Origin of the sequence: Verminephrobacter eiseniae EF01-2 (genome assembly GCF_000015565.1) — a bacterium.
Classification (GTDB): Bacteria; Pseudomonadota; Gammaproteobacteria; order Burkholderiales; family Burkholderiaceae_C; genus Acidovorax; species Acidovorax eiseniae.
Window position 1 is genome coordinate 1,963,607 of the sequence record NC_008786.1, and the last position, 13,644, is coordinate 1,977,250.

The 13,644-nt window shown below is 68.8% G+C and carries 14 protein-coding genes; 7 read left to right on the forward strand and 7 right to left on the reverse strand.

The annotated features are described in order from the left end of the window. Nucleotides 1-72: 72 nt before the first annotated feature. Entirely contained in the window at nt 73-1,263 is a 1,191-nt protein-coding gene (locus tag VEIS_RS08580; protein WP_011809523.1) for an aminotransferase-like domain-containing protein, read from the reverse strand. A 159-nt stretch (nt 1,264-1,422) separates the two neighbouring features. Here VEIS_RS08580 and VEIS_RS08585 point away from each other — a divergent pair, with 159 nt between their 5' ends. Beyond that, a complete protein-coding gene (locus tag VEIS_RS08585) occupies nt 1,423-2,397 on the forward strand; it encodes a chemotaxis protein (RefSeq protein ID WP_041950671.1) in 975 nt (324 codons plus the stop codon). Next, the gene (locus tag VEIS_RS08590) at nt 2,397-3,038 is read left to right on the forward strand and encodes a DUF4124 domain-containing protein (protein ID WP_157048447.1); all 642 of its coding nucleotides are present in this window, start codon (nt 2,397-2,399) and stop codon (nt 3,036-3,038) included. Before VEIS_RS08585 ends, VEIS_RS08590 begins: the two co-directional genes overlap by 1 nt. Here the strand turns inward: VEIS_RS08590 and VEIS_RS08595 are convergent. Continuing rightward, nucleotides 3,026-4,102, reverse strand: coding sequence for an NAD-dependent epimerase/dehydratase family protein (locus VEIS_RS08595; protein WP_011809526.1), 1,077 nt, complete (start codon nt 4,100-4,102; stop codon nt 3,026-3,028). The genes VEIS_RS08590 and VEIS_RS08595 overlap by 13 nt on opposite strands. A gap of 47 nt (nt 4,103-4,149) precedes the next feature. Here VEIS_RS08595 and VEIS_RS08600 point away from each other — a divergent pair, with 47 nt between their 5' ends. Further along, nucleotides 4,150-5,202, forward strand: a complete 1,053-nt coding sequence (locus tag VEIS_RS08600; protein ID WP_011809527.1) for a CDP-6-deoxy-delta-3,4-glucoseen reductase — start codon at nt 4,150-4,152, stop codon at nt 5,200-5,202. After that, on the forward strand, nt 5,192-6,187 hold the full coding sequence (locus tag VEIS_RS08605; protein WP_041949904.1) for a tripartite tricarboxylate transporter substrate binding protein: 996 nt from the start codon (nt 5,192-5,194) through the stop codon (nt 6,185-6,187). Before VEIS_RS08600 ends, VEIS_RS08605 begins: the two co-directional genes overlap by 11 nt. Before the next feature lie 199 nt (nt 6,188-6,386). Here VEIS_RS08605 and folK read toward each other — a convergent pair whose 3' ends face one another. From folK to VEIS_RS08620, 3 genes are read right to left on the reverse strand one after another with little or no spacing between them, the layout of a single operon-like run. Then, on the reverse strand, nt 6,387-6,947 hold the full coding sequence (gene folK, locus VEIS_RS08610) for a 2-amino-4-hydroxy-6-hydroxymethyldihydropteridine diphosphokinase (RefSeq protein WP_011809529.1): 561 nt from the start codon (nt 6,945-6,947) through the stop codon (nt 6,387-6,389). Continuing rightward, nucleotides 6,944-8,551, reverse strand: a complete 1,608-nt coding sequence (gene pcnB / locus VEIS_RS08615) for a polynucleotide adenylyltransferase PcnB (protein WP_011809530.1) — start codon at nt 8,549-8,551, stop codon at nt 6,944-6,946. Before pcnB ends, folK begins: the two co-directional genes overlap by 4 nt. Next, nucleotides 8,548-9,252: an HAD family hydrolase gene (locus VEIS_RS08620; protein WP_011809531.1), complete on the reverse strand. Its 705-nt coding sequence runs from the start codon at nt 9,250-9,252 to the stop codon at nt 8,548-8,550. The genes pcnB and VEIS_RS08620 overlap by 4 nt, the downstream gene beginning before the upstream one ends. A gap of 10 nt (nt 9,253-9,262) precedes the next feature. Between VEIS_RS08620 and VEIS_RS25865 the strand changes: the two genes are divergently transcribed. After that, nucleotides 9,263-9,415 carry a hypothetical protein gene (locus tag VEIS_RS25865; protein ID WP_157048448.1) on the forward strand — a complete coding sequence of 51 codons (153 nt, stop codon included), beginning with the start codon at nt 9,263-9,265 and terminating at the stop codon, nt 9,413-9,415. Nucleotides 9,416-9,450: 35 nt separating this feature from the next. On the opposite strand, the gene hda is transcribed toward VEIS_RS25865, so the two are convergent. Then, complete coding sequence (hda, locus tag VEIS_RS08625) at nt 9,451-10,149, reverse strand: DnaA regulatory inactivator Hda (protein ID WP_041949905.1); 699 nt, start codon at nt 10,147-10,149, stop codon at nt 9,451-9,453. 279 nt (nt 10,150-10,428) lie between these two features. Between hda and purM the strand changes: the two genes are divergently transcribed. Together purM and VEIS_RS08635 are read left to right on the forward strand one after the other, a co-directional pair. After that, entirely contained in the window at nt 10,429-11,490 is a 1,062-nt protein-coding gene (gene purM / locus VEIS_RS08630; protein WP_011809533.1) for a phosphoribosylformylglycinamidine cyclo-ligase, read from the forward strand. A 73-nt stretch (nt 11,491-11,563) separates the two neighbouring features. Further along, nucleotides 11,564-12,679 (forward strand): AI-2E family transporter, encoded by a 1,116-nt coding sequence (locus VEIS_RS08635; RefSeq protein WP_083758594.1) that lies wholly within the window; start codon nt 11,564-11,566, stop codon nt 12,677-12,679. 24 nt (nt 12,680-12,703) lie between these two features. Here the strand turns inward: VEIS_RS08635 and ppk2 are convergent, their stop codons facing one another. Continuing rightward, entirely contained in the window at nt 12,704-13,633 is a 930-nt protein-coding gene (ppk2, locus tag VEIS_RS08640) for a polyphosphate kinase 2 (RefSeq protein ID WP_011809535.1), read from the reverse strand. Nucleotides 13,634-13,644 lie beyond the last annotated feature (11 nt).

Sequence of the window (13,644 nt, forward strand, 5' to 3'; positions counted from 1 at the left end):
GCCGCCCGAAGGCGCTCGCGCCGCAGCCGAAGGTGAAGGTACTCCGGTGGGCCGAGGCCCGGGCCCATGCGCTCAGAGCGCCTGCGCCAAGCGGGCCACGCCTGCGCGAATCTGCTGCTCGTCCACCGTGGCGAACGACAAGCGCAGCGTGGCCTGGTCCGGGTGGGCGCAAAAAAATGGCGCGCCGGGCACGAAGGCCACGCCTTTTTCAATCGCGCGCCGGGCCAGCGCGTTGCCGTCGGCCTGCCTGCCATCGGCCCCGGTCAGGCGCGCCCAGACGAACAGGCCGCCCTGGGGGGGCACGAATTCGATGGCCGCGCCGATCTCGCCGCGCAGCGCGTCGACCATGGCCTGGGCGCGCCCGGCGTAGACCTTGCGCACCCGGGCCAGCGTGGCAGGCATGCGGCCGGCCGCGAGGTAGCGGGCCGCCGTGGCCTGGGCGAAGGTGCTGGTGTGCGCGTCGCTGAACTGTTTGCACATCGTGGCTTTGGCCAGCAGTTCGGGCATGGCCAGCATCCAGCCCAGGCGCAGGCCGGGCGCGAGCACCTTGCTCAGGCTGCCGCAATGCACCAGCAGCGCGCGGCTGCCGGGCACGGTGGCCGACAGGCTCAGCAGGCTGGGCGGTGGCGGGGCATTGAAATACAGCTCGCCATAGGGGTCGTCTTCGACGATCAGGGTCTGGTGCCGGACGGCCATCTCCAGCACCTGCCGGCGGCGCGCAAGGCTGAGCGTGGCGCCGCTGGGGTTGCCGAAGGTGGGGATCAGGTACACGAGCTTGGGCCGGTGCTCGGCGATGAGCTTTTCCAGCGCCCCGGTGTCGACGCCGTTGGCGTCTGTCGGCGCGCCGATCAGATCGGCGCCGTACAGGCGAAAGCATTGGATGGTGGCCAGGAAGGTGGGGCCTTCGACGATGACTTTGTCGCCGGGGTCGATCAGCGTCTTGCCCAGCAGGTCCAGCGCCTGCTGGCTGCCGGTGGTGACGATCAGGTCCTCGGGGCGGATGTCCAGGGCGGCCTTGCCGGCCATGAAGGCGGCCAGTTGCTCGCGCAGCGGCTGGTAGCCCTCGGTGGCGCCGTACTGCAGGGCCGCGCCGGGGTCCTCTTGCAGCGCCTGCTGGCTGGCCGCGCGGATGCCCTCGATGTCGAACAGGGCGCTGTCCGGAAAGCCGCCGGCCAGGCTGATGATGCCGGGCTTGCCCAGCAGTTTGAAAAGCTCGCGGATGGCGGAGGTTTCTACGTTGTTCAGGCGGTGGGCAAATGGCATGGTGCGGGCAAGGCGGTGGCAAAGGATTGCCCATTGTCACCAATTGGCCTGTCGCCCGGGCGGCTCGTAGCGAACGAGCCGCATGAAAATTCACGCACGGCCCGGGCGTTGCTCCTAGAATCCGAAAGCGCCTGCCGGCGCACCGCACAGGAGCAGGCCATGACAGCAGCAGTGCAGCAGGACATCGACGCGCGCACCCACCTCACCAGCACCAACCAGTTCGAGCTGCTGCTGTTTCGCCTGGGCATCGACAATGCCTTGGGCAAGTCTGAATTGTTCGGCATCAACGTATTCAAGATCCGCGAGATCGTGGCCATGCCCGGCATCACGCCGATTGCCGGCACGGCGGCGCATGCGCTGGGGGTGGTCAACCTGCGCGGGCAGGTGATTCCGGTGTTCGATCTGCCGGCCATCGTGGGCTGCAAACCACAGACCGGGCTGAACATCATGCTGGTGACCGAGTACGCGCGCACCACGCAGGCGTTCGCCGTGGAGTCGGTGGAGGACATCGCCCGGCTCGACTGGAAGCAGGTCCTGTCCGCGCAGACCAGTGGCGCCGCCGGCAAACTGGTCACCAGCATCGCCCGCCTGGACGGCAACACCGATGAGTCCCGCCTGGCCCAGGTGTTGGATGTGGAGGCCATCTTGCAGATGGTCTCGCCCTCGGACGACCATCAGGTCACTGCGGAAAAAGTGGGCGCCAAACTGGCGCTCAAGCCCGGCGCCATCATCTTGGCGGCAGACGATTCGTTCGTCGCGCGCTCGCTGATCGAGCAGGAGCTCAAGGTGTTGCAGGCGCCTTACGAAATACTCAAATCCGGCCAGGCGGCCTGGGACCGGCTCAACGCCATCGCCCAGAGCGCAAAGGCCGAAGGCAAGACCGTTCTGGACCGCGTTGCGATGGTGCTGACCGACCTGGAAATGCCCGAGATGGATGGCTTTACGCTGACGCGCAACATCAAGCAGGACGCCCGCTTCGATGGCCTGCCGGTGGTCATCCATTCGTCGCTGTCGGGCTCGGCCAATGAGGACCATGTGCGCAGCGTCGGCGCCAATGGCTATGTGGCCAAGTTCGCGGCCGAAGACTTGGCCGAAACCATCCGGCGGGTCTTGCCCCAGCCCGGCAACCCATGATGATCCAGCCCCGAGCACTCGGCGCCTGCTTCGGCGCATGGTTTGGCGCCTGCATCTGCGCCGGTATCTGGCTCACCCCGGACGCCCGGGCGCAGGTGTTGCGCTGCACCGATGCGGGCACCGGCAAGGTGACGTACACCGACGGCGCCTGCGCCAGCGACGCCCGCGTGCACCAAGTGCAGCCGCGCCGAACGCCCGAGGAGATTCAACAGGAGCGCGCGCAGGCGGCCGAGGCGCTGGCGCGCCAGCAGGCGCGGCGTGACACGCAAGGTGAGCGCGAGCAGTTGGCGTCCAGGCCGCCCAAGGCAGTCGAACCGCCCGACCATGCCCGCTCGCCCGAATGCGCGCGTTCGCGCCGCCATCTGGAGGAGACGGTGCGCAGTGGTACCAGCGGCGACACCTACGAGCAAAACGTGCGCCTCGGCGCCGCCCAGCGGCAGATGGATCTGGACTGCCTGGGCCCCAAGGCTTATGCGGATCTGGAAAAGGCCCGCGCGGCCCGGCCCATGCTCATACCGCCGGTGGTGCTGTCGCCCCGGCAGAACCCGACCCCTGTGGACCCGGCCCCGCCGCGCAAGCAAATGACGCAGTGCAATGTGTTTCGCTGCTACGACCGCCAGGGCCGCAGCTACCCGCATTGACCCGCGCGCAGGTCCCCGGTGGCGCCGGGGCGGTTGCTGGCATCGGCGATACCGTCCGTGCGTCGGCCCGCCGCCAGGCCCTCGGCGACACCGGGGTACAGCAGCCGCAGGCCCAGTTCGCGCAGCAGGCGCTGGTTGTCCAGCCGGCGTGATTCGCTCATGAAGCTCAGCCGCAGCGGCGACAACTGCTGTTGCGCCGCGCTGCGCGGCAGGCGCGGGGGGCGCGGCAGGCCATACAGGCCGGCGGCCAGGTCGAAGTAGTCGCCCATCTTCATCGGGGTCAGGTCACTCACGTTGTAGGCGCGCTGCGGCCGGCTACGCCACAGGGCGGCGATGCAGGCGCGCGCCAGATCGTCGGCGTGGATATGGCTGGTGAACACATCGTCCTCGGGGCGCAGCACCGGGATGGCACGGCGCAACCGGTCCTGCACCGTGTCCGCCGCGCGGTCAGCGGCATAAATGCCCGGAATGCGCAGCAGGCTGACGCGCAGGCCGGCACGCCCGAGTTCGCGCAAAACCCGTTCGGCGCTCGCCCGGCGCTGCGCGCGCGGCGTGGCCGGCGCCAGGCGGCGCGTCTCGGGCACCAGCGCGCCCTGGCAGTCGCCGTAGACGCCGCTGGTCGATGCGTAGACCAGCGCCTGCGGCAGGCTGCGCTGGCGCAGCACCCGGGCCAGTGCCACGGTGCGGTCGCACCGGTGGGCCTCTGTGCGCGGGTCGCGCCGGTGGGCACCGCTGCCCGGATCGCCCCCTGCCCCTTGCCCCGACAGCGGCGATGGCGGTGATGGCGGTGCCAGATGCAGCACCCTGGTGGCCAGGCCCGCGAGCCGCCGCAAGCTGGCCGCAGCGTCGAGGTTGCCCAGCAGGGGCCGGGCGCCGAGCGCGCGCAGCCGCGCCACCCGGGCCACGCTGGAGGTCAGCGCCAAGACCTGCATGCGCCCGGCGCCCGGGCCGGTTTGCAGCCGGCGCAGCACCCGTTGACCGATGTCGCCGCAGCCGACGATCAGCAGGCGTTGACGGCGAAAGCGCGCCGGCAGGGCGCCGAGAGGGGGTTGGTTTGAAGGCACAATCGGGACTTTTCAGGAATGGCATCTGCCCCGAGGATACCCACCCCATGACCAGCGCCGCCGCCGCATTGCAGATCACCGTGCAACCCAGCGGCCGCGCCTTCGGCGCCAACCCCGGCGAAGCCATTTTGGCCGCCGCCATCCGCAGCGGCGTGGGCCTGCCCTATGGCTGCAAGGATGGGGCCTGCGGTTCATGCAAATGCCAAAAACTCAGCGGCACCGTGCACCATGGCACGCACCAGTCCAAGGCGCTGACGGCCGATGAAGAAGCCGCCGGCCTGGTGCTGACCTGCTGCGCGCAGCCGCTGACCGATGTGGTGCTCCTGGCGCGCCAGGTCACCGACGAAAGCGCCTACCCGGTCAGGAAGATGCCGGTGCGCGTGGCCGCGCTGCACAAGAAGTCGCCCGACGTGATGCTGCTGCGCCTGCAACTGCCGGCAGCCGACAGCTTGCGCTACCACGCGGGCCAGTACCTGGAATTCATCTTGCGCGATGGCGCGCGCCGCGCCTACTCGATGGCCAACGCGCCGCACACGCAGACCGATGCGCCCGGCGTGGAACTGCATATCCGCCACATGGCCGGCGGCAAGTTCACGGACCATGTCTTCGGCGCGCTCAAGGAAAAGGACATCCTGCGCGTCGAAGGCCCGTTCGGCAGCTTCTTCCTGCGCGAGGATTGCGACAAACCCATCGTGCTGCTGGCCTCGGGCACCGGCTTTGCCCCGATCAAGGCCATCATCGAGCATTTGCAATTCACCGGCAGCACCCGGCGCGCCGTGCTGTACTGGGGCGGGCGCCGCCCGTCCGACCTGTACCTGTACGACTGGGTGCAGGCCCGCGTGGCCGAGATGCCCCATCTGAGCTGCGTGCCGGTGCTCTCCGATGCCCTGCCCGAGGACGGCTGGAGCGGCCGCACCGGCTTTGTGCACCAGGCGGTGTTGGACGACTTTGCCGACCTCTCGGGCCACCAGGTCTATGCCTGCGGCGCGCCCGTCATGGTCGATGCGGCCCGCGCCGCCTACAGCGCGCAACGCGGCCTGCCGCCGCAGGAGTTTCATGCCGACGCTTTCACCTCCGAGGCCGACAAACATGGCGACTGAATCCACACCGCGCAGCAGGCAACGCCGACATCTGCTGATCGCCGGCGCCGCCGTGGCTGCGGCCGCGCGCGTGCCGGCGCAAGACCCTGGCCCGCCGATCCGCCTGATCGTTCCCTACGCAGCCGGTGGCCCCATCGACGTGACGGCGCGGGTGCTGGCCGAGCGCGTGCGCGACACGCTGGGAACCGTGCTCATCGACAACAAGGGCGGCGCGGGCGGCAACATCGGCGCCGACGCCATTGCCCGGGCCGCACCCGACGGCCTGACGATAGGCATTGCCGCCACGGCCACCCACGCCGTGAACCCCTGGCTGTATGCCCGCCTGCCCTATGACGCGGCCAAGGACTTCGCGGGCATCACGCAACTGGTGCGCGTGCCCAATGTGCTGGTGATGAACGTGGCCCGCGCCGAGCAGTTCGGCATCCACCGCCTGGCCGACCTGGTGGCCTACGCCAAAGCCCACCCCGCCCGGCTCAACTACGGCAGCGGCGGCAATGGCAGCGCCGGCCATCTGGCCGGCGAGATGTTCAAGCAGCGCGCCGGCATCTTTGCGCTGCACATTCCCTATCGCGGCGCCAGCCCCGCCCAGTTGGCCCTGCTGGCCGGCGAGGTCGACTTCAACATCGACAACCTGGCCGCCGCAGCGCCGAACATCCGCGCCGGCAAACTCAAGGCCCTGGCCGTGACCTCGCTGGAGGCCAGCCCGGCACTGCCGGGCGTGCCGCCGCTGGCCGACACCTATGCCGGCTTTGCCATCGACACCTGGTGGGGTCTGGTCGCGCCTGCCGCCACGCCCCGGCCGGTGATCGACCGGCTCCACCAGGCTTTTGTGGCGGCGCTGGACGCGCCGCAGACCCGGGCCCGCTTTGCCGCCCTGCTGGCCGAGCCGGTGGCCTCCACACCCCGGCAGTTCGACAGCTTCATGGCCAGCGAACGCGCCAAGTACCGGCAACTGGTGCAGGACTCGGGCGCCAAGGTGGATTGATGGCTGGCCCGGGCCGAAGGGGGCTGACACCTCCCGGTGTCGTCGCCTGCGGCGCAACGCCTCGGGAAAGCGCCGCCAGCGGCCCGGCAAAGCCGGTTGCGCCGCGTCCCTGGCGTTGCCCGTGCCCGTGCCCGTTCCATCGGCCCTGGAAAATCATCATGCAACAGACCGATGGTGCAGGCGGATCAGGCGCAGGAAGCTATATTTTCGATGGCTCGATCGAAAAACTGCCGGCCGCCCAATCCGGGCCTTGCACGCGCGCAATCGCCTGCCCGGCCACGGCTTGCAGGGCGGCCGGGGCGATGCGCTGCGGCACCAGATCGGCCAGTGGCCGCAGCACAAAGGCGCGCCCGGCCATGCGCGGGTGGGGCACGGCCAGGCCCGGCGTGGCGATCACCCGGTCGCCAAACCACAGAATGTCCAGATCCAGCGGGCGCGGCGCATGGCGGTAGGGGCGCTGGCGGCCTGCGGCCTGCTCGATCGACTGCAACGCCGCCAGCAACGCTTCAGGCGCAAGGGCGGTGCCCAGTTCGGCGACGGCATTCAGGTAATCGGGCCCGTCTGCATCCACCGGTGCGCTGGCGTACAACGGCGAGACCCGCTGCACGCGCGTGCCGGGCAGCGCATCCATGGCCGCCAGCGCGGCGCGCAAATGCTCCGCCCGCTGGCCCAGGTTGGCGCCCAGGCCGATGAACACCGGCTCTGCCGGCGGCGCTTCGCGTGGCACGGTGGGCAGCGCGAAGCGCTGCGGGCGGCTCATGCCCCGATGGCGAGCGGCGCACCATCGTCACCCCCGGCCGCACCGGGCTTGCGGCGACGGCGGCGGCGCTTTTTGGGGGCGTCGCCTTCTGACGCCGGCGCGCCGGGCGCGGCGTCCGGGTCTGCGGTCGTTTCGGCCGATGGCGCTTTGCGCGCCAGCGCGGCGGATGGGGCGGGGGCGGATGGGGCGCGCGCTCGGGGCGTGCGCTCGGGCGGGGCTTTCTGGCGTGTCCTGTGCTCTTCGCGGGCCTGGTCCATCAGGTCTTCGCGGCGTTCGTCGTCGGCCGCCTGGAAGTCCTGCCACCACTCGGCCAGGGCTTCCTCGACCTCGCCCACATCGGCACGCAGGCGCAAAAAGTCGAAGCCGGCCCGAAAGCGCGGCTGCGCCACCATGCTGCACGGCGTGCGGCCCAGGCGCTTGTCGAAACGCGGCTGCATCACCCAGATCTCGCGCATGTCGGCGGCCAGCTTGCCACGGCCGGACACATCGCCGATGCGCTGGTCGAACACTTCGTCGATCGCGTCTTGCAGCGCGGGCAGCGGGTACTGGCGCTGGTTCAGGCGCTCGGTCCAGCCGTCGCGCACGTCTTGCCAGAGCACGCAGGCGAGCAAGAAGCTGGGCGCCACGGGCTTGTCCTGGCTCACGCGGCGGTCGGTGTCGAGCAGGGCGGCCTTGACAAAGGCGGTGTCGGCGCGCTGCACGATCAGGTCCAGCAGCGGGTAGATGCCCTGGGTCAGGCCCAGCTTGCGCAACTGCTCTATGGTGGCGATGGCGTGGCCGGTTTGCAGCAGCTTGAGCATTTCATCGAACATGCGGCTTTGCGGCACATCGGCCAGCAGGGCCTGCGACTGCCTCAGCGGGGCGGCTGTCTTGGCGTCGATGGCAAAGCCCAGCGCGCTGAGCTTGGCCGCAAAGCGCACTGCGCGGATGATGCGCACCGGGTCTTCGCGGTAGCGCAGCGTCGGCTCGCCGATCATGCGCAGCGTCTTCTTGCGGGCGTCCTGCAGGCCCTTGTGGTAGTCGACCACGATCTGGCTCACCGGGTCGTAGTACATGGCGTTGATGGTGAAGTCGCGGCGCGTGGCGTCTTCGTCCTGCGGGCCCCAGACGTTGTCGCGCAACACCCGGCCACTGGCATCGACCGCATGCTGCATGCCCGACAGTTGCGCCTTGCTGGTCTTTTCGTTGCCGCTGACCTGGCCGGCGGCGGCGTTGTCCAGGTAGGCGCGGAAGGTGGAGACCTCGATCACCTCATGCTCGCGGCCCCGGCCATGCACCACATGCACGATGCGAAAGCGCCGGCCGATGATGAAAGCGCGGCGAAACAGGCTCTTGACCTGCTCGGGCGTGGCATCGGTGGCCACGTCGAAGTCCTTCGGGCGCAGGCCCAGCAGCAGGTCGCGCACGGCGCCGCCGACGATATAGGCGGCAAAACCGGCCTGCTTGAGCGTGGCCACCACATCGGCGGCGCGGCGGTCGACCAGTTCGGGATCGATGCCATGGACCGATGCCGGTACCTCTTCGCGCCGGCCGAAATGCGGCTTGCCGCCGGTGCTGCCAGGCATCGCTTTGCCCAGCAGTTTGTCGATGAACTTCTTGATCATGGTGTGCCAAACAGGTCGAGTATGCGCCAGCCCCGCGCGCGCGCCAGCGCCCGCAGGCGCGGCTCGGGGTTGGTGGCGACGGGGTGGTCGACCTTTTCCAGCAGGGGCAGGTCGTTCATCGAATCGCTGTAGCAGCGGCTTTCGACATCCTCCCAGGCCAGTTGCCGGGCGGCCAGCCATTGTTCCATGCGCCGCAGTTTGCCCGCGCGCATGCAGGGCCAGCCGTCGATCTCGCCGCTGTACCAGCCGCTGGCGTCGCGCGCCAACTGTGTGGCCAGCAGCCCGTCGGCGCCCACGCCCAGCGCCAAGGCAATGGGCCGGGTCACGAAGTCGTTGGTGGCGGTGACGATCAGCACCTCGTCGCCCGCCCGCTGGTGCCGTTGCACCAGCGCCAGCGCCTGGGGCCGGAGCGCCGGGCTGATGACCTCGCGCATGAATTGCGCCTGGGCGGCCGCGGCCGCCTCGGGCCCGTGCCGGCGCAGCGCTGCGGTGGCAAAGCGCACGTAGTCGTGCACGTCGAGCGTGCCGGCCTGGTAATCGGCATAGAAAGCGTCGTTGCGGCGCTCGAACTCCACCGGGTCGGTCCAGCCGATGCGGGTCGTGAACGCGCCCCAGGCGTGGTCCGAATCAATGGGCAGCAGCGTGTGGTCGAGGTCGAACAGCGTCAGCCGCAAGCGGGGGGAGGGGGTATTCGCAGTCATGCCAATCCTCGTGTCGCGTCACCGATCATCTGTCGGTCTGCGCTGGCCATCGAAGCGCAGCGCGGCGTTGCATCGCTTGCCAATACAGCTCGGTATGGGCTGCGTGATGCGCCTTGCGCTGCGCTCCGATGGCTGCGCGCAGCCTGCGACATCTGACATCTGATCGGTGACGCGACACCAGCCATCGGGGGTGACGCATCAGGGCTGCTCCAGCATGGTCTTGAGCAGCGGGATGGTGATGGCGCGCCGGGTGCTCAGCGCAAAGGCATCGAGCCGTTCGAGCAGTTGCATCAGGCTGCCCAGATCGCGCGCGAAGCGGCGCAGCATGTAGTCCATCACCTCATCGCCGAGAAACACGCCGCGCGCGTCGGCCTCCTGGCGCAGCACCGAGCGGCGCTCGGCCTCGCCGAGCAGTTGCAGTTGGAACACATGGCCCCAGCCCAGGCGGCTGCGCAGGTCCTCGCGTAGCGGCAGATCGGCCGGCGGCAGGCTGCCAGCGGCCAGCACCCAGCGCTGCGCGCCGCTGGCGGGGCTGATGGCGTTGACAAACCAGTTGAAGGCCAGGGCCTGCCGGGCGCTGTCATACGACTGCACATCGTCCAGCACCACGGCGGTCCAGTTTTCGTCGAAATCCGGCGGCGCGGACAGCGCCGGGTCCAGCCAGCCCACGCTCGCGCCCTGCTCGCGCAGGCTCTGGCACACCGCCTGCAGCAGATGCGTCTTGCCGCTGCCCGGCTCGCCCCACAGGTAAGAGGGCACCGGCGAGCGGGTGGCCGCGTGGCGCCCAGCGCCCAGCGCCAGGCGCAGGTGTTGCAGCGCGGCCCCGTTCGGTCCGGCAAAAAAACGGTCCAATGTCGGCACTGTGGCCAAGCCGATATCCAGCACCAGTTGCTTCATGCGTGAAATCCGGGCGACAGGGGCGGTGCGGGGAACGGGAAAAGAATCAGCGGCAGCATCACAGGCGAATGGGAAGGCGTCTGGCCGCAGGTGACTGTGGCAGGGCACGGCAACAACGACAAGGCATCGGCGGCAGACATCGGCGGCAATGGGGAGCGATTTTAGTCTCGCGCAGCAACACTTGGGGCCTGCTCTGGCTCCGGGCCGGCGTGCAAGGTGCCGCATGGCCCTTAAAATCACCCGATTCCAGCCCGCAATGCGGGCCTATCAGCATCCTCCATGAGCGCCACCCCCCTCTCCTACAAAGACGCCGGCGTCGACATCGCCGCCGGCGACGCCTTGGTCGAACGCATCAAACCCCTGGCCAAAAAAACCCTGCGCGAAGGCGTGCTGGCGGGCATCGGCGGCTTCGGCGCGCTGTTCGAGCTGCCCCGGCGCTACCGGCAGCCGGTGCTGGTCTCCGGCACCGACGGCGTGGGCACCAAGCTGAAGCTGGCATTTGAATGGAACATGCACGACAGCGTGGGCATCGACCTGGTGGCCATGAGCGTGAACGATGTGCTGGTGCAGGGCGCCGAGCCGTTGTTCTTCCTCGACTACTTCGCCTGCGGCAAGCTCGACGTGGCAACGGCTGCGACCGTGATCGGCGGCATTGCCCGGGGCTGCGAGCTGTGCGGCTGCGCGCTGATCGGCGGCGAAACCGCTGAAATGCCCGGCATGTACCCCGCCGGCGAGTATGACCTGGCCGGCTTTGCCGTGGGGGTGGTCGAAAAATCCCGCATCCTCACCGGCCAGGACGTGCAGCCCGGCGACAAGGTGCTGGGCCTGGCCAGCCACGGTCTGCACGCCAACGGCTTCAGCCTGGTGCGCCAATGCATAGCGCGCGCAGGTGCCAACGCCCCCGCCACGCTCGACGGCAAGCCCTTCCGGCAAGCGATCATGGAACCCACGCGCCTGTACGCCAAGAACCTGCTGGCCGCGCTGGCGGCCCACCCGCATGGGGCAGATACGGCCGCGCCCGGTGGCATCAAAGCCCTGGCCCATATCACCGGCGGCGGCCTGCTGGAGAACATCCCCCGCGTGCTGCCCGAGGGTTGCGCCGTCCACCTGAACCGGGGCAGTTGGCCCCGCAGCGAGCTGTTTGCCTGGCTGCAACAGACTGCGGGCATCGACGATACCGAGATGAACCGCACTTTCAACAACGGCATCGGCATGGTGCTGCTGGTGGACGCCGCCGCTGCCTGCGCCACGGCGGCCACGCTGCGCGCAGCGGGCGAGCAGGTGTATCAGATCGGCCAGGTGCTGCCGCGCGGCGACGGCGCTGCCGTGGTGGTGACCTGATGCCGGCCTGATGCTGATTCGATGATGGTTTGAGATTCTGCGCACCGCCTTTCCACGTTCCCTGTCCTCGCCCATGGTGCAGCACCCCGCCCCCCCGGCTGCAACGCAGCCCGAGCCTGCCACACCGGCAGTGTGCACGCGAACCCGAGGCAGCGTGATGGCCAGCTATCTGCTGATGGCGGCGGTGCTGCTGCTGGTCATGTGGCGCGGTTTGCTGCCCGGCCTGCTGTGCGTGTGCCTGGGCTTTCTGCTGACGCGCATGCTCACGCGCTGGTTTGTCCAGGCGCTGGGCCGCGTGCAGCGCCAGCGCCCGTCGCCCACCGGTCTGCGGGCGGCGCCGATGATCGCTGCGGGCCTGGTGATGCTGCTGCCGCTGGCGCTGTTGGCGGCGGGCCTGACGCATTCGCGCGGCTACATCGTGAACGCACCGCAGCAGTACCAGGAACTGCTGCACTACATGGCGCGCACGGTGCTGGAACTGCGTCTGAAGCTGCCCGCCGACATGGCCGCACACCTGCCCGAAGGCGTTGCCGACATCCAGCGCATCATCGCCAGCTACCTGGGCGCCAAGGCTGGAGCGCTGGCGATGGCGGGGCGGGCCTGGCTCGCCGGGGTGCTGTTTGCCTACGTCGGCCTGCTGATCGGTGCGCTGGCCGCCGTGCGCCCGCCGGTGCTGGCGCGCGCTCCGCTGGACCAGCAAGAGCATGGCCCGCTGACCAGGCAACTCAGACTGCGCATCACCCTGTTTGGCGAGTCCTTCGACCAGATCGTGGCGGCCCAGTTCTGGATCGCATCGTTCAACACCGTGCTCACGGCCCTGTTCCTGCTGTTCATGCTGCCCCTGTGGGGCCTGCGCCTGCCCTACACCACGGTACTGATCACGTTCACTTTCGTGGCCGCGCTGGTGCCCATCGTGGGCAATCTGGTGTGCAACGTGGTCATCACCATCGTCGGGCTGTCGGTGTCGCCGTTGGCGGCGGCGGCCTGCCTGGTCTTTCTGATCCTGATCCACAAGGCCGAGTACGTGATCAACGCCAAGGTGGTCGGTCGCCGCACGCAAATGAGCGTCTGGGAACTGCTCAGCGTGATGTTTGTCGCCGAGGCCGTGTTCGGGCCTGCCGGGCTGGTGGCCGCGCCGCTGTTTTACGCCTACCTGAAAAAAGAACTGCTGGCGGCGCGGCTGGTGTAGCGTCTGGCGCCAGCGGACGGCACCTCAATAGATCTCGGGCACGTACATGTCAGCCGGCAACGGGTGCCGCAGGTACTCCGGATGGCGCACCCGCGCGGGCAGCAGCACCGCCGGGCGCGGCAGTTCCTGGTACGGCAGTTGTGACAGCAGGTGCGCAATGCAATTGAGCCGCGCTTTTTTCTTGTCCACCGCCTGCACCACCCACCATGGCGCCTCGGGAATATGGGTGCGGTCGAGCATGATCTCCTTGGCCTTGGTGTAAGCCTCCCAGCGCACGCGGCTTTCCAGGTCCATGGGGCTGAGCTTCCATTGCTTGAGCGGGTCGTGGATGCGGCCCAGAAAGCGCAGATGCTGCTCTTCGTCGGTGATGGAAAACCAGTATTTGACGAGCCTGATGCCCGACCGCACCAGCATCTTTTCGAACTCGGGCACGCTGCGAAAGAACTCCTCGTACTCCTCGTCGGTGCAAAAGCCCATCACCCGCTCGACGCCTGCGCGGTTGTACCAACTGCGGTCGAACAGCACCATCTCGCCGGCCGCCGGCAGATGTGCCACGTAGCGCTGAAAGTACCACTGGGTCCGCTCACGGTCGTTGGGTGCCGGCAGTGCGGCCACCCGGGCCACGCGCGGGTTCAGGCGCTGGGTGATGCGCTTGATCACACCGCCCTTGCCCGCAGCGTCACGCCCCTCGAAAAGAATCACCAGTTTCTGGCGGTTGTGCTGCACCCAGTCCTGCAACTTGACCAACTCGCCCTGCAACCGGAACAGTTCCCTGAAATACTGCTGGCGCGCCGCTCTGTCGGCGGGCATGGGGGCGCCAGCGCCATCGACATGGCGGTCTTCGATCTCCAACTCCAGTTCTTCGTCATAGCTGTCGAGCAGGTCGTTGGCGATGCGCTGCATCAGCGCCCGGGTGTCGATGCTGTCGTGCTCAGAGGTGTTGTGCAGGGACATGGGAGCGATCC